This is a genomic window from Actinoplanes sp. NPDC019969 (assembly GCF_055562375.1).
In genome coordinates this window covers 219128-236279 of sequence record NZ_JBVHFK010000008.1, presented here as the reverse complement: position 1 = coordinate 236279, position 17152 = coordinate 219128, and the positions used below count along the sequence as shown (strand labels likewise).

The 17152-nt window shown below is 71.0% G+C and carries 17 protein-coding genes; 6 read left to right on the top strand and 11 right to left on the bottom strand.

The window, feature by feature from the left end; genetic code table 11:
- The first annotated feature begins 3 nt into the window (after positions 1 to 3).
- On the top strand, positions 4 to 522 hold the full coding sequence (locus ACZ3II_RS24730; RefSeq protein ID WP_465520087.1) for a hypothetical protein: 519 nt from the start codon (positions 4 to 6) through the stop codon (positions 520 to 522).
- Here ACZ3II_RS24730 and ACZ3II_RS24725 read toward each other — a convergent pair.
- The 3 genes from ACZ3II_RS24725 to pdxT are packed head-to-tail and all read right to left on the bottom strand — an operon-like array spanning position 519 to position 2478.
- Complete coding sequence (locus ACZ3II_RS24725) at positions 519 to 1070, bottom strand: Uma2 family endonuclease (protein WP_465520086.1); 552 nt, start codon at positions 1068 to 1070, stop codon at positions 519 to 521. The genes ACZ3II_RS24730 and ACZ3II_RS24725 overlap by 4 nt on opposite strands.
- 31 nt (positions 1071 to 1101) lie before the next feature.
- The gene (locus tag ACZ3II_RS24720; protein WP_465520085.1) at positions 1102 to 1854 is read right to left on the bottom strand and encodes a YebC/PmpR family DNA-binding transcriptional regulator; all 753 of its coding nucleotides are present in this window, start codon (positions 1852 to 1854) and stop codon (positions 1102 to 1104) included.
- Between the two features lie 18 nt (positions 1855 to 1872).
- Positions 1873 to 2478 carry a pyridoxal 5'-phosphate synthase glutaminase subunit PdxT gene (gene pdxT / locus ACZ3II_RS24715; RefSeq protein WP_465520084.1) on the bottom strand — a complete coding sequence of 202 codons (606 nt, stop codon included), beginning with the start codon at positions 2476 to 2478 and terminating at the stop codon, positions 1873 to 1875.
- Between the two features lie 124 nt (positions 2479 to 2602).
- Here pdxT and pdxS point away from each other — a divergent pair, with 124 nt between their 5' ends.
- A complete protein-coding gene (gene pdxS / locus ACZ3II_RS24710; RefSeq protein ID WP_465520083.1) occupies positions 2603 to 3499 on the top strand; it encodes a pyridoxal 5'-phosphate synthase lyase subunit PdxS in 897 nt (298 codons plus the stop codon).
- A gap of 40 nt (positions 3500 to 3539) precedes the next feature.
- On the opposite strand, the gene ACZ3II_RS24705 is transcribed toward pdxS, so the two are convergent.
- From ACZ3II_RS24705 to pgsA, 4 genes are read right to left on the bottom strand one after another with little or no spacing between them, the layout of a single operon-like run.
- Entirely contained in the window at positions 3540 to 4076 is a 537-nt protein-coding gene (locus tag ACZ3II_RS24705; RefSeq protein WP_465520082.1) for a hypothetical protein, read from the bottom strand.
- Between the two features lie 24 nt (positions 4077 to 4100).
- On the bottom strand, positions 4101 to 5252 hold the full coding sequence (locus ACZ3II_RS24700; protein WP_465520081.1) for a glycosyltransferase family 4 protein: 1152 nt from the start codon (positions 5250 to 5252) through the stop codon (positions 4101 to 4103).
- An 8-nt stretch (positions 5253 to 5260) separates the two neighbouring features.
- Positions 5261 to 6127 (bottom strand): phosphatidylinositol mannoside acyltransferase, encoded by an 867-nt coding sequence (locus ACZ3II_RS24695; protein ID WP_465520080.1) that lies wholly within the window; start codon positions 6125 to 6127, stop codon positions 5261 to 5263.
- Positions 6124 to 6738 (bottom strand): phosphatidylinositol phosphate synthase, encoded by a 615-nt coding sequence (gene pgsA / locus ACZ3II_RS24690; RefSeq protein ID WP_465520079.1) that lies wholly within the window; start codon positions 6736 to 6738, stop codon positions 6124 to 6126. Before pgsA ends, ACZ3II_RS24695 begins: the two co-directional genes overlap by 4 nt.
- A 177-nt stretch (positions 6739 to 6915) precedes the next feature.
- Between pgsA and ACZ3II_RS24685 the strand changes: the two genes are divergently transcribed.
- Entirely contained in the window at positions 6916 to 9078 is a 2163-nt protein-coding gene (locus ACZ3II_RS24685; RefSeq protein WP_465520078.1) for an elongation factor G-like protein EF-G2, read from the top strand.
- Here the strand turns inward: ACZ3II_RS24685 and ACZ3II_RS24680 are convergent.
- Positions 9071 to 10255, bottom strand: a complete 1185-nt coding sequence (locus ACZ3II_RS24680; RefSeq protein ID WP_465520077.1) for an FAD-dependent monooxygenase — start codon at positions 10253 to 10255, stop codon at positions 9071 to 9073. The genes ACZ3II_RS24685 and ACZ3II_RS24680 overlap by 8 nt on opposite strands.
- Positions 10256 to 10309: 54 nt before the next feature.
- Between ACZ3II_RS24680 and ACZ3II_RS24675 the strand changes: the two genes are divergently transcribed.
- The gene (locus ACZ3II_RS24675; RefSeq protein WP_465520076.1) at positions 10310 to 10876 is read left to right on the top strand and encodes a TetR/AcrR family transcriptional regulator; all 567 of its coding nucleotides are present in this window, start codon (positions 10310 to 10312) and stop codon (positions 10874 to 10876) included.
- Here ACZ3II_RS24675 and ACZ3II_RS24670 read toward each other — a convergent pair.
- From ACZ3II_RS24670 to ACZ3II_RS24660, 3 genes are all read right to left on the bottom strand, one after another.
- Positions 10862 to 11344, bottom strand: a complete 483-nt coding sequence (locus ACZ3II_RS24670; protein WP_465520270.1) for an HIT family protein — start codon at positions 11342 to 11344, stop codon at positions 10862 to 10864. The genes ACZ3II_RS24675 and ACZ3II_RS24670 overlap by 15 nt on opposite strands.
- 180 nt (positions 11345 to 11524) lie before the next feature.
- Positions 11525 to 13522: a threonine--tRNA ligase gene (gene thrS / locus ACZ3II_RS24665; protein WP_465520075.1), complete on the bottom strand. Its 1998-nt coding sequence runs from the start codon at positions 13520 to 13522 to the stop codon at positions 11525 to 11527.
- A 174-nt stretch (positions 13523 to 13696) separates the two neighbouring features.
- Positions 13697 to 14608: an ADP-ribosylglycohydrolase family protein gene (locus ACZ3II_RS24660; RefSeq protein ID WP_465520074.1), complete on the bottom strand. Its 912-nt coding sequence runs from the start codon at positions 14606 to 14608 to the stop codon at positions 13697 to 13699.
- A 97-nt stretch (positions 14609 to 14705) separates the two neighbouring features.
- Here ACZ3II_RS24660 and ACZ3II_RS24655 point away from each other — a divergent pair, with 97 nt between their 5' ends.
- Together ACZ3II_RS24655 and ACZ3II_RS24650 are read left to right on the top strand one after the other, a co-directional pair.
- Entirely contained in the window at positions 14706 to 15395 is a 690-nt protein-coding gene (locus ACZ3II_RS24655; protein WP_189333280.1) for a response regulator transcription factor, read from the top strand.
- Between the two features lie 2 nt (positions 15396 to 15397).
- Positions 15398 to 16819 carry a HAMP domain-containing sensor histidine kinase gene (locus ACZ3II_RS24650; RefSeq protein ID WP_465520073.1) on the top strand — a complete coding sequence of 474 codons (1422 nt, stop codon included), beginning with the start codon at positions 15398 to 15400 and terminating at the stop codon, positions 16817 to 16819.
- The last annotated feature ends 333 nt before the right edge of the window (positions 16820 to 17152 follow it).

The window sequence follows — 17152 nt, the reverse complement described above, 5'->3', positions numbered from 1 at the left end:
GCCATGCACCTCATTCCGCCGATGGACGACGAGCCGCCACCGGATTACGTCGCCTTCGTCACGTCCCACCAGCAGGAGCTGCGCGCCGAGGCGTATCGCCTGGTCGGCGGGGCGCCGGTGTTCGAGGAGATCTATCGTGACGTGCTCACCGATCTGGCCGGGCGGTGGCGGCGGCTGCGGTGGCTCGGCAGGACCGAGACCTGCATGCGGCAGCGCCTGGCGGCACGGACGAAGCAGTGGCGCGAGGATCAGGTCTACGACGTCGAGGTACGGGTGCTGCGGCCACCGTCCCCGGTGGTTCCGGTCAGCCGGCCGGGCGGCAGCCTGGCGCTGCGCAAGGCCGCGGTCCTTCCCGGTACGGCCAGAGCCTCCCTGGACGCCCTGGCGGACGCCGAGATCGCGTGGGTGCACGCGTACCTCCGCAGTCAGTGGCGGCGTGGTCTCGCCTATGCGATCGGCAGCATGCTCCTGGTGCTCACCATGATCCAGTACCTGGCCTGGCTGAGCACCGACCCGCTCTAGCCGCGGTACTCCAGTTCGAGTTCGGACAGCAAGAGAGACCGCACCTTGGTGTAGTCCGGTTTGTCGCGGGACTCGTTCAGGCGGAAGATCGTGACGACCGCGTCATCGTCTGACCGATCCGGGGTCTCGTCAGCGATCCAATATTCCGGGATGCGATGTTCGGCGTACCAGGCCTTCTTGTCGGAGTATTCCCCGTTGGGAGAACTCCGCGAGACGACCTCGACTACCAGCGAGTAGAACGAGGGGTGCAGATTCGAGTAGTCCGTCGCACCCGCCGGCAGGTGCGTGACCACACCGACATCCGGAAGGCGGCAGTCTCGCGGCCGGACTCCGCGCACTCCAGGGTCCTGGAACACGCGGAGACCAGCCACACGGAGCATGAAGTAGAGACGCCCTGAAATGTCCTTATGCCAGAACGTGGACGGCGTCATGATGACAAGGTTTCCGTCGTGCAGCTCGTAGCGAAGACCTTCGGGCAGGTGAATGAGGTCTTCGACATCCAGGTCCTCGAACAATGACCTATTGATCTCAGTCATGGCGGTCAACACCCCCTCACTCTACTAGCTCCGTATCAACCTGTCACTCGTCAATGAGCGCCATTACCTCGTCCGAGATATCGGCGTTGGTGTAGATCTCCTGGACGTCGTCGCAGTCCTCCAGGACGTCGACGAGCTTCAGCACCTTGCGGGCCGCCTCCTCGTCCACCGGCACGAACATCGTCGGCACCAGTGGCGACTCCGCCGAGTCGTAGTCGATGCCGGCAGCCTGCAGCGCCGTCCGCACCGCGATCAGGTCGCTCGGCTCGCTGACCACCTCGAACGAGTCGCCGTGGTCGTTGATCTCCTCGGCGCCGGCCTCGAGCACCGCCAGCATCAGGTCGTCCTCGGTCAGCTCGCCCTTCGGGACGATCACGACGCCCTTGCGGTTGAACAGGTAGGAGACCGAGCCCGCGTCGGCGAACGTGCCGGCGTTGCGGGTGAGCCGGGTGCGCACCTCGGTGGCCGCCCGGTTCCGGTTGTCGGTCAGGCACTCGATGAGCAGGGCGACGCCGTTCGGGCCGTACCCCTCATACATGATCGTCTGCCAGTCGGCGCCGCCTGCCTCCAGGCCGGAGCCGCGCTTGACCGCGTTGTTGATGTTGTCGTTCGGGACCGACGACTTCTTCGCCTTCTGAATGGCGTCGTAGAGCGTGGGGTTACCCGCCGGATCTCCACCGCCGGTGCGCGCCGCGACCTCGATGTTCTTGATCAGCTTGGCGAACATCTTGCCGCGCTTGGCATCGATGACGGCCTTCTTGTGCTTGGTCGTCGCCCACTTGGAGTGGCCGGACATGCGTAACCTCCGCTTGGATCAAAGGGCCTGGCGGACCATCTCGACGAAGTACCGATGAACGCGAAGATCGCCGGTGAGCTCCGGGTGGAAAGCCGTGGCGAGCAGGTTCCCCTGCCGAACGGCCACAATCCTACCGGCGGCGGCACCCTCGGCCACGCGGCCCAGCACCCGCACGTCGCGGCCGACCTCCTCGACCCACGGCGCGCGGATGAAGACGGCGTGGAACGGGCCGCCGTCGATGTCGTCGATCGCGACCGTGGCCTCGAACGAGTCGACCTGCCGGCCGAACGCGTTGCGCCGCACCGTCATCTCGATTCCCTGGAACGACTCCTGGTCGGGCCGCCCGTCCAGCACGCTGGTGGCCAGCAGGATCATGCCGGCACAGGACCCGTACACCGGCATGCCGTCGGCGATCCGCTTGCGGATCGGGTCGAGCAGCCCGAAGGTGACCGCCAGCTTGCTGATCGCCGTGGACTCGCCGCCGGGCAGCACCAGGCCGTCGATGTCAGCCAATTCCTCGGGACGGCGGATCGGGCGGGCCAGCACGTCCGACTCGGCCAGGGCGGAGAGGTGTTCGCGCACGTCGCCCTGCAGGGCCAGCACTCCGATGTTCACGGCTCCCACAATAGGCAGGGGTTCGCCATAGGGGTTCAAGCAGGCCACTGGGGAGCCGATTGGCTATCGGAACACGCTTCACCCGTTCATAGGATCCCGTTCATCAGCCAACCGCACCGAGGAGCCGAGCCCCATGTCTGAGAACCAGCCCGCCGTCGGAACCGCCCGCGTCAAGCGCGGCATGGCCGAGATGCTCAAGGGCGGCGTGATCATGGACGTGGTCAACGCCGAGCAGGCGAAGATCGCCGAGGACGCCGGCGCCGTCGCGGTCATGGCGCTGGAACGCGTCCCGGCCGACATCCGCGCCCAGGGCGGCATCTCCCGGATGTCCGACCCCGACATGATCGACGGCATCATCGGCGCCGTCTCCATCCCGGTGATGGCCAAGGCCCGGATCGGGCACTTCGTCGAGGCGCAGGTGCTGCAGGCGCTCGGTGTCGACTACGTCGACGAGTCCGAGGTGCTGTCGCCCGCCGACTTCGCCAACCACATCGACAAGTGGCAGTTCACCGTGCCGTTCGTCTGCGGCGCCACCAACCTGGGCGAGGCGCTGCGCCGGATCACCGAGGGCGCGGCCATGATCCGGTCGAAGGGTGAGGCCGGCACCGGCGACGTCTCGAACGCCACCACCCACATGCGCAGGATCCGGGCGGAGATCCGCCGGCTGCAGACGCTGCCGGAGGACGAGCTGTACGTCGCGGCCAAGGAGCTGCAGGCGCCGTACGAGCTGGTCAAGGAGGTCGCCGAGGCCGGGAAGCTGCCGGTGGTGCTGTTCACCGCCGGCGGCATCGCGACGCCGGCCGACGCCGCGATGATGATGCAGCTCGGCGCCGAGGGCGTGTTCGTCGGCTCCGGCATCTTCAAGTCCGGCAACCCGGCGCAGCGTGCCGCCGCGATCGTCAAGGCCACCACCTTCCACGACGACCCGGACGTGATCGCCAAGGTGTCGCGGGGCCTGGGCGAGGCCATGGTCGGCATCAACGTCGAGGACGAGCCGGTCCCGCACCGCCTGTCCGAGCGCGGCTGGTGAGGCCCCTCGAATCCCGGCCGGCGCGAAGGCCGGCCGGGGTTCACACCGCCCGGACGGGGAGCACGTCCTCCGGGGGCGGGGCGGGGGTCGGGACCGTGACCGGGATCTCCGGCAGGGACGGCTCGACGATGTCGAAGTAGTACGGGCGGGGGTAACGGCGGGCCAGGCGGAGCAGCCGGACGAAGACCCGGCGGCGGGCGCTCAGCGCGTCCCGGACCAGATCGGTGTGCACCTGCCGGGCCAGCACCACCCGCCGGCTGGTCGCGGCCAGGGTGCGCACCGCCGGGTCGGCCGGGTCCAGGGCGACCGCCTGCAACTGCCGGGTCAGGTCGTTCTCCGCGGTCTCCCGCTCCCCCGGCTCGGCGTCCAGGGCGAGACGGGCGGCCGCGTACAGCTCGACCGCGTCGGACTGCTCGGCGACCACCGCCGCCGCCGCGGCCCGGCGCAACAGATGCGCGTCCAGGGCGCGCTCGGCCGACCGCGCCCGCGTGTGCAGACGCTCCACCCGTTGGGCGGTCCAGCCGAGGTACGCCGAGAAGATCGCGGCCAGCACGACGACTCCCACCACCCACCACATGCGGGGCATCGTAGTGCCCGCCGTTCACCGCTCCTGTGGTGAGGACCACTCCTCGTCGAAAACCCGCCCGTCGGCGGCCTCGATCGCGGTCGCGTAGACCTCGAGCACCCGATCGGCCACCCTCGGCCAGTCGAACGCGCCGACGACGGTCCGGGCGCACGATGACAGGTCGGCCCGGCGGGCCGGGTCGTCCATCAGCTCGCCGAGCAGCCGGGTCAGGGCGTCCGCGTCGCCATTAGGGAAAAGAGCGCCGGCCCGGCCGCCGTCCAGGACCCGGCGGAAGGCGTCCAGGTCACTGGCGGCGATCGCCGCGCCGGCCGCCATCGCCTCGGTGAGGATCATGCCGAAGCTCTCGCCGCCGGTGTTCGGGGCCACGTAGACGTCGACGCTGCGCAGCATCCGGGCCTTGTCCGGCTCGGAGACCAGGCCGAGGAACTCCACCCGGTCGTGGAGTTCCTTGGGGATGTCGTCGTACAGCTCGTCGCGGTCACCCGGCCCGGCCACCAGCAGCCGCAGGCCGGGCCGTTCGGCGGCGAGGGACACGTACGCCGTACGCAGCAGGGGGAAGCCCTTGCGGGGCTCGGTGAAACGGCCGAGGAAACCGATCGCGCCGCCCTCGCCGGGCCATCCCGGCAATGGCGGCGCCGCGGCGAACTTGCGGACCGCGACCCCGTTGGGGATCTCCACCGCGCCGCCGCCGAGGTGTTCCACCTGCACCTTGCGGGCCAGCTCGCTGACCGCGATCCGGGCGGTGATCTTCTCCATCACCGGTTGCAGGAAGTTCTGCAGGCCGGCCAGCGCCCGGGACCGGGTCATCGCGGTGTGGAAGGTGGCCACGACGGGGCCGCGCGCCGACAGCACCGCCAGGAACGACAGGCTCGGCGACAGCGGCTCGTGCACGTGCAACACGTCGAACTCGCCGCGGCGCAGCCAGCGGCGGACCCGGGCGGTGGAGACCGGGCCGAACGCGATCCGGGCGACCGAGCCGTTGTAGGGCAGCGGCACGGCCCGGCCGGCGGAGACCACGTAGGGCGGCAGCTCGGCGTCGTCGTCGGCGGGCGCCAGGACGCTCACCTCGTGACCGAGGCCGAGCAGCGCCTCCGCCAGGTCCATGATGTGGTTCTGCACACCGCCGGGGACGTCGAACGAGTAGGGCGAGACGATCCCGATCCGCACGAACCCTCCTAGATCCAGACCTTCTGGAGCATGTGCCAGTCCTGCGGGTGGTCGGCGATCCCGGCCGCGAAGGCGTCGGCGATCCGCTGGGTGGTCTGCTTGACCCGCTCGTCGAGCGGTCCCTCGGTGGCCGGGACGATGGGGCGCATCCGGGACACGGTGCGCTGCTCGTCGAACCAGAGGTCGACCACGAAGACCGGCGCTCCGGTACGGGCGGCGAGGATCGCCGGGCCGGCCGGCATCCGGGTCCGCCCGCCGAAGAACTCCACCTCGACGCCCCGGCGGGACAGGTCACGGTCGCCGAGCAGCGGCACCACCCAGCCTTTGCCGAGGTGCTCCTCGAGCACGTCGAGCGGCGGGCGGTCCCCGCCGGCGTGCGGGAGGATCTTCATGCCGAGCTTCTCCCGGTACGCCAGGAACTGCCTGGCCACACCCTCCGGCTTGAGGCGCTCGGCCACCGTGATCAGCGGCCAGTCGTGCGAGCACACCCAGGCCCCGGCGGCGTCCCAGTTGCCCATGTGCGGCAGCGCCAGGATCACCCCGTTGCCATCGGCGACCGCCTGTTTCAACTGCTGGTAACTCTCCGGCTCCATGAAGAACCCGTCGAGGAACTGCTCGCGGGTCTGCGCCGGCAGGCGGAACGCCTCCATCCAGTACCGCGCGTACGACCGGAGGCCGTCCCGGACCAGGGTGTCCGGCATCTCCGGTCCGGCCACCTGCTGAAGGTTGCTCCGCAGCCGCCGGGTGGCCGGCCCGTTGCTCCGGTAGGCCCGGTCGGCCACCGTGGTGAACAGCTTCTTCGCCACCGGCAGGGGCATCGCGCGGACCAGCCGCCAGGCGGCGAGGTACCCGATTTCGGTCAGCCTGTCCTTCACGCCGCCGGCACCTCGGTCCGGGCCGCGTGGATCAGCCGCTGGAAGGCGGTGATCACGGAGAGGACGGCGAGCACCCACATCGCCGCGGGCAAGCCCCAGTCCTGATCGGCGGCGCCGAGCAGGCCGCCGGCGCCGACGATGAGCAGCCGTTCCAGGCGTTCGGCGATGCCGACGTCGGCGTTCAGCCCGAGGCTCTCGGCGCGGGCTTTCACGTACGACACGACCTGGCCGAACACGACGCTGATCAGGGCGGCGACCACGCCGTTGTACGGGTTGCCCTCGGTGGCCAGGTAGTAGACGACGGCGCCGAAGACCGCGCCGTCGGCGATCCGGTCCATCGAGGAGTCGAGGAGCGCCCCGAACTTGCCGGACCCGCCCCGCATCCGGGCCATTGTGCCGTCGAGGACGTCGGTGAGAGCGCACGCGGTTACGATCACGGTGCCCCAGAAGAGGTGTCCGCGGGCGCCGAAATAGGAGCCGATCAGCACGCCGACGGTTCCGGCGATGGTGACCGCGTTGGGGGACACGCCGATCCGGAGCAGGAGACGGGCGAGCGGGTCGACGCCGTACGCGACGACGGCGCGGGCCGTACTTTGAACGATCTTTGCCATGGCCGTCCCACCATAACGGCGCACGACCAGTGGTGGTACGGCCCGACCCCGGCAGTGGCCGTATCGTCACCATCCGGCACCTTTGCAGGGCTGAAGGTCCTTGCGACCACTACCTCGCCGGGTGTGGGATTCAAAGACCAACGGCGTAACGAACTGGACACGACGGGAGCGCTCGGCATGGCGCAGAAGACTTCGGAGAAGGGGATTGCCGGCGCGGGCGCGCCGGTGGTGACAGACCCCGGCAGAGTTCGCAACGTGGTGCTGGTCGGCCACTCCGGCTCCGGGAAGACGACCCTGGCCGAGGCGCTGCTCGCAGCGACCGGCACGGTCCCCCGGGCGGGCACTGTCACCGACGGCACCACGGTCACCGACCACGATCCGGCCGCGATCCGCCAGCAGCGCTCGGTCGCGCTGGCCTGCGCGCCACTCGTGCACGACGGCGTCAAGATCAATCTGCTGGACACCCCCGGTTACGCCGACTTCGTCGGGGAGCTGCGCGCCGGCCTGCGGGCAGCGGACGCCGCGCTCTTCGTCGTCTCCGCGGTCGACGGGGTGGACGACTCCACCATCGCCCTGTGGGACGAGTGCGCCGCGGTCGGCATGCCGCGAGCGGTCGCGATCACCCGGCTGGATCACCCGCGCGCCGACTACGACGAGGCGCTGCAGGACTGCCAGGAGGCGTTCGGCGACAACGTGCTGCCGGTCTTCCAGCCGATGCTCGGCGACGACGGCCAGTCGGTCGCCGGCCTGATCGGCCTGGTCACGCTGCGGGTGCTGGACTACTCCGCCGGCTATCCCCCGGTGGCCCGGGAGGCCGACCGCGAGCACCTCAACCCGATCGCCGACGACCGGAACACGCTGATCGAGGGCATCATCGCCGAGAGCGAGGACGAGACCCTCATGGACCGCTACATCGGCGGCGAGCTGATCAGCACCGACGCGCTCATCCCGGACCTGGAGAAGGCCGTCGCGAAGGGCAACTTCTACCCGGTCATCCCCGTCTGCGCCGGCACCGGCGTCGGCCTCGACGCCCTCCTCGACCTGCTGGTCAGCGGCTTCCCGTCGCCGCTGGAGCACGACCTGCCGGTGGTCACCGGCGTGGACGGCTCACCGCGCGCCCCGCTGGCCTGCGACCCGGACGGCCCGCTGGTGGCCGAGGTGGTCCGCACCACGATCGACCGGCACGTCGGCCGGGTGTCGCTGGTCCGGGTCTTCTCCGGCACCCTGCGCCCGGACCAGACGCTGCACGTCTCCGGCCACGGGATGGCCGAACGCGGCCACCCCGACCACGACGCCGACGAGCGGGTGGCGCACGTGTACTCCCCGCTCGGCGCCCAGTTGCGCGAGATCGGCCAGGCGGTGGCCGGCGACATCTGCGCGATCACCAAGTCGGGCAGCGCCGAGACCGGTGACACCCTCTCCGGCAAGGACAATCCGCTGCTGATGGAGCCGTGGACGATGCCCGAGCCGCTGCTGCCGATCGCGGTGGTGGCCAAGACCCGCTCCGACGAGGACGCGCTCGCCAAGAACCTGGGCCGGCTGGTCGCCGGTGACCCCACGCTGCGGCTGGAGCGCAACCCGGAGACCCACCAGCTGGTGCTCTGGACGATGGGCGAGTCACACGCCGACGTGGTGCTGGAGCGGCTCCGGGCCGGCGGCGTCGAACTGGACACCGAGCCGGTCAAGGTGGCGCTGCGGGAGACGTTCGGCAGCGGGGCGAAGGGCCACGGCCGGCACGTCAAGCAGTCCGGGGGCCACGGCCAGTACGCCGTCTGCGACATCGAGGTGCAGCCGCTGCCCCGCGGCGAGGGCTTCCAGTTCGTCGACAAGGTGGTCGGCGGCGCGGTGCCGCACAACTACATCCCGTCGGTGGAGAAGGGTGTCCGAGCCCAGCTGGAGAAGGGGCTGGCCACCGGTTACCCGGTGGTCGACCTGAAGGTCACGCTCTACGACGGGAAGGCGCACAGCGTCGACTCCTCGGACGCGGCGTTCCAGACGGCGGGCGCGCTGGCGCTGCGCGCGGCCGCCGAGAGCGGGCAGATCACCCTGCTCGAACCGGTGGACGAGATCGAGGTCCGGGTGCCGGAGGCGTACGTCGGGGCGGTCATGAGCGACCTCTCCGGCCGCCGCGGCCGGCCGCTGGGCAGCGAATCCGGCAGCGCGGGCGAGGCCAGCGTGGTGCGGGCCGAGGTCCCGGCGACCGAACTCGTCCGGTACGTGGTGGAGCTGCGCGCCCTGACCTCGGGCACCGGCACGTTCACCCGCCGCTACATCCGGCACGAGCCGATGCCCCCGCACCTGGCCGAAGCCGTCCGCAAGGAGCACGCCCTGGCTAGATGACGATGGCGTCGGCCGCCTCGTGCAGCGGGGCCAGGACCTTGTCGATCACCTTCTCCTTGGCGGGGTGGAACCGCAGGGTCCGCATGCCGTAGTTGCGGAAGGCGATGGCGAGCCGGCTGCCGGGGACCATGTCGCCGACCATCTTCCGGCCGAAGGCCTGGTTCTTCGCGACGTACGGCCGCATGGCCGTCTCGTAGCAGGCGAAGGCGGCGGTGTGTTCGCCGTCCGCCTTCGCCAGCTCGGCGGCGAGCACGAACGCCCCGGTCAGGGCCAGGCTGGTGCCCTGACCCGAAGCGGGTGACGGGCAATAGCCCGCGTCGCCGAGCAGCACCACCCGGCCGGACGACCAGCGCGGCAGCTCGACCTGGCTGATCGAGTCGAAGTAGAAGTCGGGCGCGGCTGCGAGGGCGTCGGCGAAGTCGCGGGTGCGCCAGCCGAGGCCGGCCATCGCGTCCCGGACGACCTGTTTCTGGGCCGCCACGTCCCGGCGGTCGTGGCTCAGCTCGGGTGACGCGAAGACGAACCCGATCTGGGCCGGCCGGTCGGCGCCGAGCGAGTAGGCGAAGGTCAGCTTGCCGGGCTCGGCGTAGTTGACCTCCTCGCGGTCGATGCCGAGCACGTTGGGCGCCGAGAAGATCGAGATGTAGGCGCCCAGGTGCCGCGGCGCGACCTCGCCGAACGCGTGCCGCCGGGTGACCGAGTGCAGGCCGTCGGCGCCGACCACGACGTCGAACCGGCCGGTGTCACCGCTCTCGAAGGTCACCTCCACCCCGTCCGGCCGGTCCACCAGGCTCGCGATCGCGTCGCCGAACCGGTAGGAGGTGTCGTCGCTGGTGGCGTCGAACAGGATCCGGCCGAGGTCGCCGCGCATGATCTCCAGGTCGTCGCCGCGGCGGCCCATCAGCAGACCGGCCGGCAGCGAGGCGATGGTCTTGCCCGGCCGGCTCACGTAGGTCGTGGTGCGCATCCCGGTGTCGTGCGCCCGGGCCACCTCGTGCAGCCCCATCTTCTGCAGGACGGTCGTCGCCGCGCCCCGCACGTCGACCTTGTAGCCGCCGGCGCGCAGGGAGGGAGCCCGCTCGACGACGGTCACCCGATGCCCCGCCCGGGTCAGCCAGAAGGCCAGAGCCGGACCCGCCACACCCGCACCTGAGATCAGGACCTCGCGCTTCGTCATACGCCGAACTATACATACGTCTTATACGCTTGTATAGAAGTTAGGATGCGCGGCATGGGGCACCGGGAAGATCTGCTGGTCGGCGCGAAGAAAGCGATCTACGAGAAGGGGTACGCGAATATCACGGCGCGGGACATCGTCGCCCTGTCCGGGACCAACCTGGCCTCGATCGGCTACCACTACGGCTCGACGAAGGCGCTGCTCACCGCGGCGATGCTGAGCGCCATGGAGGACTGGGGCGCCGCCATCGGCCAGGCGATGGCGGCGGAGGACCCGGCGGACGGCGCCGACCCGATGCTGAACTTCTGGCGGCGGGTGGTCCGGTCGATCCAGGCCGACCGCCCGCTCTGGCTGGCCAGCGTCGAGGCGATGATCCAGAGCCAGCACAACCCGGAGCTGCGCGCCCAGATGGCCGGCGGCGTGCACGAGGGCCGCAAGGCGATGGCGGCGCTGGTCACCGGCACGCCGGAGGACGCGCTGGACGACGTCACGGTGCGGACCGTCGGGGCCGCACAGATGGCGCTGATGTCGGGCGTGGTCACCCAGTGGCTCACCGACCCGGCGAACGCGCCGTCCGCCGAGGACATCGTCGCCGGGGTGCGGGCGCTATCCCGCGGCTGACGGCCAGGCCTTGATCAGCAGGTCACGGGTGTCGTAGAGCAACTGCGGCAGCACCTTCGTCCAGCCGACCACCTGCATGAAGTTCGCGTCGCCGCCCCACCGGGGGACGATGTGCTGATGCAGGTGGGCGGCGATGCCCGCGCCGGCCACCGCGCCCTGGTTCATCCCCAGGTTGAAACCGTGCGGGCTGCCGGTCGCCCGGATCACCCGCATCGCGGTCCGGGTGAACGCGGCCACCTCGATCGTCTCCGCCTCGGTCAGGTCGGTGTAGTCGGCGACGTGCCGGTACGGGCAGACCATCAGGTGACCGGGGTTGTACGGGTACAGGTTGAGCACCGCGAACACCAGCTCACCCCGCGCCACCACCAGGGTCTCCGCCTCGGGGCGGCCCGGCGCCAGGCAGAACGGGCAGCCGCCGGGCTTCTCGTACCCGCCTTCCGGCCGATCCTCCCCGGAGATGTAGGTCATCCGGTGCGGCGTCCACAGCCGCTCCAGCCCGTCCGGATCGCCGGCCCGCTCCCGCTCGTCCACGCCCCACATCCTAGGCGGAGCCGGCGGACGTTTCGTTCTCCGGAAACCGGCGCATGTGACAGCGGCCGCGCACCGCCCGCCGACGTGACGCCGGCAGGCCGTGCGGGGCGGCGCGGGTCAGGCGGCGGACGGTCCGGTGTTGGTGCGCGAGCGGACGATCTCGACGACGTGCGCGACGGCCTCGTCGATGGTGACGCCGTTGCGCTGCGAGCCGTCCCGGTAGCGGAACGACACGGTGCCGCCGTTGACGTCGTCGTCACCGGCGATCGCCATGAACGGGATCTTCTGCTGCTGCGCGGTGCGGATCTTCTTCTGCATCCGGTCGGTGGAGTAGTCCACCTCGGCCCGGATGCCCTCCTTCTTCAGTTTCGCCACGAACTCGGCCAGATAGTCGGCGTGGTCGTCGCGGATCGGGATGCCGACCACCTGCACCGGCGCCAGCCAGGCCGGGAACGCGCCCGCGTAGTGCTCGACCAGCACGCCGAAGAACCGCTCGATCGACCCGAACTTCGCCGAGTGGATCATCACCGGCTCCTGCCGGGTGCCGTCGGCCGCCTGGTACTCCAGGCCGAACCGGGCCGGCATGTTGAAGTCGTACTGAATGGTCGACATCTGCCAGGTCCGGCCGATCGCGTCCTTGGCCTGCACGCTGATCTTCGGGCCGTAGAACGCCGCGCCGCCCGGGTCGAGCACCAGTTCCAGGCCGGACTCCTTCGCCACGGCCTCCAGCACGCCGGTCGCGGTCTCCCACTGCTCGTCCGTACCGATGAACTTGTCGCTGTTCGGGTCCCGGGTCGACAGCTCCAGGTAGTAGTCGTCCAGGCCGAAGTCGTCGAGCAGCGACCGGACGAAGTTCAGCAGGTGCTTGATCTCGCCCGGCGCCTGCTCGGCGGTGACGTAGGAGTGCGAGTCGTCCTGGGTCAGGCCGCGCACCCGGGTCAGGCCGTGCACCACGCCGGACTTCTCGTAGCGGTAGACCGTGCCGAACTCGAACAGGCGCATCGGCAGCTCACGGTAGGACCGCCCGCGCGACCTGAAGATCAGGTTGTGCATCGGGCAGTTCATCGCCTTGAGGTAGTAGTTCGCCCCCTCCAGCTCCATCGGGGGGAACATCGTGTCCTTGTAGTAGGGCAGGTGTCCCGAGGTGTGGAAGAGGTTCTCCTTGGAGATGTGCGGGCTTCCCACGTACTGGAAGCCCTCCTCGATGTGGCGGGCGCGGACGTAGTCCTCCATCTCGCGCTTGATCACGCCGCCCTTCGGGTGGAACACCACCAGACCCGACCCGATCTCATCGGGGAAGGAGAAGAGATCCAGCTCGGTGCCCAGCTTGCGGTGGTCCCGCCTTTCGGCTTCAGCAAGGCGGTTGAGGTACGCCTTGAGCTCGTCCCGTGACGGCCACGCCGTGCCGTAGACCCGCTGGAGCTGCGGGTTCTTCTCCGAGCCACGCCAGTACGCGGCGGCCGACCGCATCAGCTTGAACGCCGGGATCAGCCGGGTCGACGGCAGGTGCGGGCCGCGGCACAGGTCGCCCCACACCCGGTTGCCGTCCTTGTCGACGTTGTCGTAGTGGGTCAGCTCGCCCGCGCCGACCGCGGCGGCCTCCTCGTCCACGTCGCCCTTGATGTCGACCAGCTCGAGCTTGAACGGCTCCTTCGCCAGCTCGGCCTTCGCCTCGTCGAGCGAGCCGTACTCCCGGCGGCGGAACGTCTGCCCGGCCTTGACGATCTCCTGCATCCGCTTCTCGAGCTTCGTCAGGTCCTCCGGCTGGAACGGCTTCTCCACGTCGAAGTCGTAGTAGAACCCGTCCCGGATCGGCGGGCCGATGCCCAGCTTCGCCTCCGGGAAGACGTCCTGCACGGCCTGCGCGAGCACGTGCGCCGTCGAGTGGCGCAGCACGTCGAGGCCGTCCGGGGTGTCGATCGCGACCGGGGTGACCTCGGTGTCGGCGGCGGGCGACCAGGTCAGGTCCCGCAGCCGGCCGTCGGCCTCACGGACCACCACGATCGCCTTCGGCCCGTTCGCCGGGAGCCCGGCGGCGGCCACCGCGTCGGCCGCCGTAGTCCCGGCCGGGACGACTAGTGGGTCGGCCACAGCGGGTGTACGGGGTGCAGACACGGTGTTCTCCATTCAGACGGTGAGCAAGCGTCCTGATGCTATCCGCCGGTCCACCGCCGCTTTCGCCCGGCGCTACGACAAGCGTGTTGACTTTCGCCGCCTATCGCGCCCCAACTCGACACACACAAAGCCCCCACCCCGCGTGTTGACTTCAGCCGACTATCGCGCCGCGAATCAACACGCGGGAAGCCAGGCGGGGAGCGGTTCGCGGGCGGCGAGCCAGGCCGGTGGGATGCCGTCGATGCCGGTGTACGCGGCCACCACTCCCCCGGCGATCGCCGCGGTGGTGTCCACGTCCCCGCCGGCGGCCACGCACGCGGCCACCGCCGCCGGGAAGTCGTCCAGGAACCTGTCGGCCACCCACAGCGCGAACGCGACGGTGTCCTGCGCGGTCGCCTGCGCGCCCGAACCCAGCCGGTACGCCGCCTCCGCGACGGTGGCCCGGCTCAGCGCGGCGGCCTCCAGCAGGCCGTCGTGCACGACTCCGGGCGGCGTGTGCCCGGCGGTGGCCCGCAGCAACCGGCCCGGGTCCGGGCGGTGCCCGTTGAGCCGGGCGGCGGCGGCCACCGCGGCGGCCACGGTCACGGCCACCCCGCCGGCGATCCCTTCCGGGTGGGCGTGGGTGACCTCTGCCGCGCGTACCCCCGCAATCGCCGCATGGGGCAGGGAATCCGCATGCCAGGCGCCCAGCGGCGCCGCCCGCATCGCCGCTCCGTTGCCGCAGGAGCCCTGACCGCCGAACGCCGCCGCCGCGGCGATCGGCCACGGCAGGCCCTCGCGGATCTGCCGCAACATCACCACCGCGCCCGGGCCGTAGCCCCGGTAGGGCTCGAACCGGCGGGCGAGGAGCTCGGCGAACGCGTCGCGGTCGAAGTCACCCTCGGCGAGGACGGCCACCAGGCAGCAGGCCTGTTCGGTGTCGTCGGTCCAGTCCCACGGCGGACCGGGGAGCCGGGCTTCGAGCAGGTCCGCGGGTTTGTTGCCGGGCACGAAGTACTGGGCGCCGAGGGCGTCGCCGACACTCAGGCCGGCGAGGCTGTCCATGGCCAGGGCGCGTCGCGTACCGGGGAAGAGTGTGAAAGACATCGGTACTTCGGATCGTATTCCATCACTCAGTGTCATTAAAGGCTCTCGCTGGATCACCCTTTAGGTTCCAGCCCTCCCGGGACGCTACGGTCTTCGCATGGCCACGGTGTTGCTCGTCGAAGACGATCATGTCGTGCGCGGCGCCATGCTCCGATCGCTCGCCGACCGGGGGCACGCCGTGCACGCCGTCGGCACCGCCCTGGAGGCTCTCCGGCGGGTCGCCGCGGAGACGCCCGACCTCGTCGTGCTCGACCTCGGTCTGCCCGACCTGGACGGGTCGGACGCCCTGCGCATGCTGCGCGGGATCACCGACGTGCCGATCATCATCGCTACCGCGCGTGACGACGAACAGACCGTCGTGCGGCTGCTGCGTGCCGGTGCCGACGACTACATGGTCAAACCGTTCACCGGCGCCCACCTGGACGCCCGGATCGCCACCGTGCTGCGGCGGGTGGGGCGGGCCAGCCGTGCCGCGCAGCCCGCCGTCCACGAGGTGGGCGACCTGCGGGTGGACGTCGGCGAGCGGAGCGCCACCCTCGGTGATCAGCCGCTGGCGCTGACCCGCAAGGAGTTCGACCTGCTGGCCTACCTCGCCGCCCGTCCGGGCCGGGTGGTTTCCCGTCGTGAGCTGCTGGAGGAGGTATGGCGACAGCCATCGGTCGGCGAGGACCAGACCATCGACGTGCATCTGTACTGGCTCCGCCGGAAACTGGGCGAGTCCGCGGCGAAGCCCCGCTACCTGCGCACCGTGCGGGGGGTCGGATTCCGGTTGGTGGCGCCGGACTGAGGTTGCGGCTGGCGTACACGACCGCCGCCACCACGGCGATCGCCTCGCTGGTCTTCCTCGTCCCGCTCGGCTGGAGCCTGCGCAACGACCATCGGGAAGCCGCCCTGGCCACCGCCGCCGAGCGCACCGCCACGGTGGCGGGCGCCCTCAGCGGCAGCGCCGGCGAGAAGGGGGTCACCGCCGCGATCAAGGCGGCCGGCGGCTCCCCCGTCGTGCACACCCCGGGCATCGCCCCGGCCACCGGCGGCCGGGCGAGCGCCGAGCTGATCGACCGGGCCGCGACCGCGCCGGCGCCGAGCGTCGAGGACGTCGACGGCGGCGCTGTGCGGCTCCACCCGGTCACCGTCGGCAACCGCACCTTCGTGGTCGAGGTGTTCGTGCCGGGCTCCGACCTCACCCACAACACCGCCCGGGACTGGTGGCTGCTGCTCGGCCTGGCCGTGTTCCTGGTCGGCGGCGCGGTGGTGGCGGTGGACCGGCTGGCCCGCAACGCCGTGGCGTCGGCCCGCAACCTGGTCGACGCCGCGCTCGCGGTCGGTGACGGCGACCTGGGCGTCCGCGTGCACCCGTCCGGGCCGCGCGAGCTGGCCGAGGCCGGCTACGCCTTCAACCGGATGGCCGACCGCTTGGTAACCTCCCGGACCGACGAGCGGGAGCTCGTCGCCGACCTGTCGCACCGGCTGCGGACCCCGCTGACCGCGCTGCGGCTGGACGCCGAGGCGCTCGACCCCGACGACACCCAGATCATCGACCTCACCGAGGCCGAGGTGGACCGCCGTCGTGGCATCCGGCGCATCAGGCAGGCCATCGCCACCCTGGAGGACGAGGTCAACCAGTTGATCAACACCACCCGGCAGGCGGTCGCCGACCGGGTCGCCGCCGAGCCCGAGGAAGGGCTCTGCGACGCCAGCGAGGTGGTCCGGGAACGGATGCGCTTCTGGTCGGCGCTCGCCGGCGACCAGGACCGGCAGTACCGCGTGGTCGGCGCGCACCTGCGGATCCCGGTGCCGGTGGCCCGGGCCGAGCTGGCCGCCGCGCTGGACGCGGTGCTCGGCAACGTCTTCCGGTACACCCCGCAGGGCACCGCCTTCGAGGTGGCGCTGTCCCGCCGGGACGGCTGGGTGGCGCTGCGCATCGACGACGCCGGGCCGGGCATCCCGGACCCCGAGCAGGCGCTGCGCCGCGGCCAGAGCCAGCAGGGCTCGACCGGTCTCGGCCTGGACATCGCCCGCCGGGCGGCCCAGGCCACCGGGGGCTCGGTCAGCATCGACCGGGCCGCCATGGGCGGGGCCAGCGTGGTGATGCTGCTGGCCGACGCGGACGCCACCCCGAAGCAGCCGAGCCGGTTCGGCCTCGTCGGCCGGGGCCGGCTGACCCGCGACCGGGACCCCCAACGGCGACGCTGGCAACGGGGGCCGGAATGAGCGCCGTCCCCCGTTCGGAACAGCCCCGGCTTATAAGTTTTTTAAGAACGTTCCTTTCGCGGCGCAGGGCTGGCATGGTTCCCTTCGATCCCATCCGGCTTCCCGGATCGCCATCCGCAGCGCGTCCCCATCGCCGCGACCCGGTAAGCCACCGCGCGGTGGGAGGCGGCCACCCCATGGGTCCCTCCCACCGCCACCCAGCTCGACGAGGAGACGCCGTGTCCGCGCATCGCAGGCCGACGTTCCGCGGGACGCCGCCAGGACGGCGTCGCGCGGCGAGCAGACGGAATCAACTCCGGACACGCTCCGCGACCTTCCGGCTTCTTCCGGTAG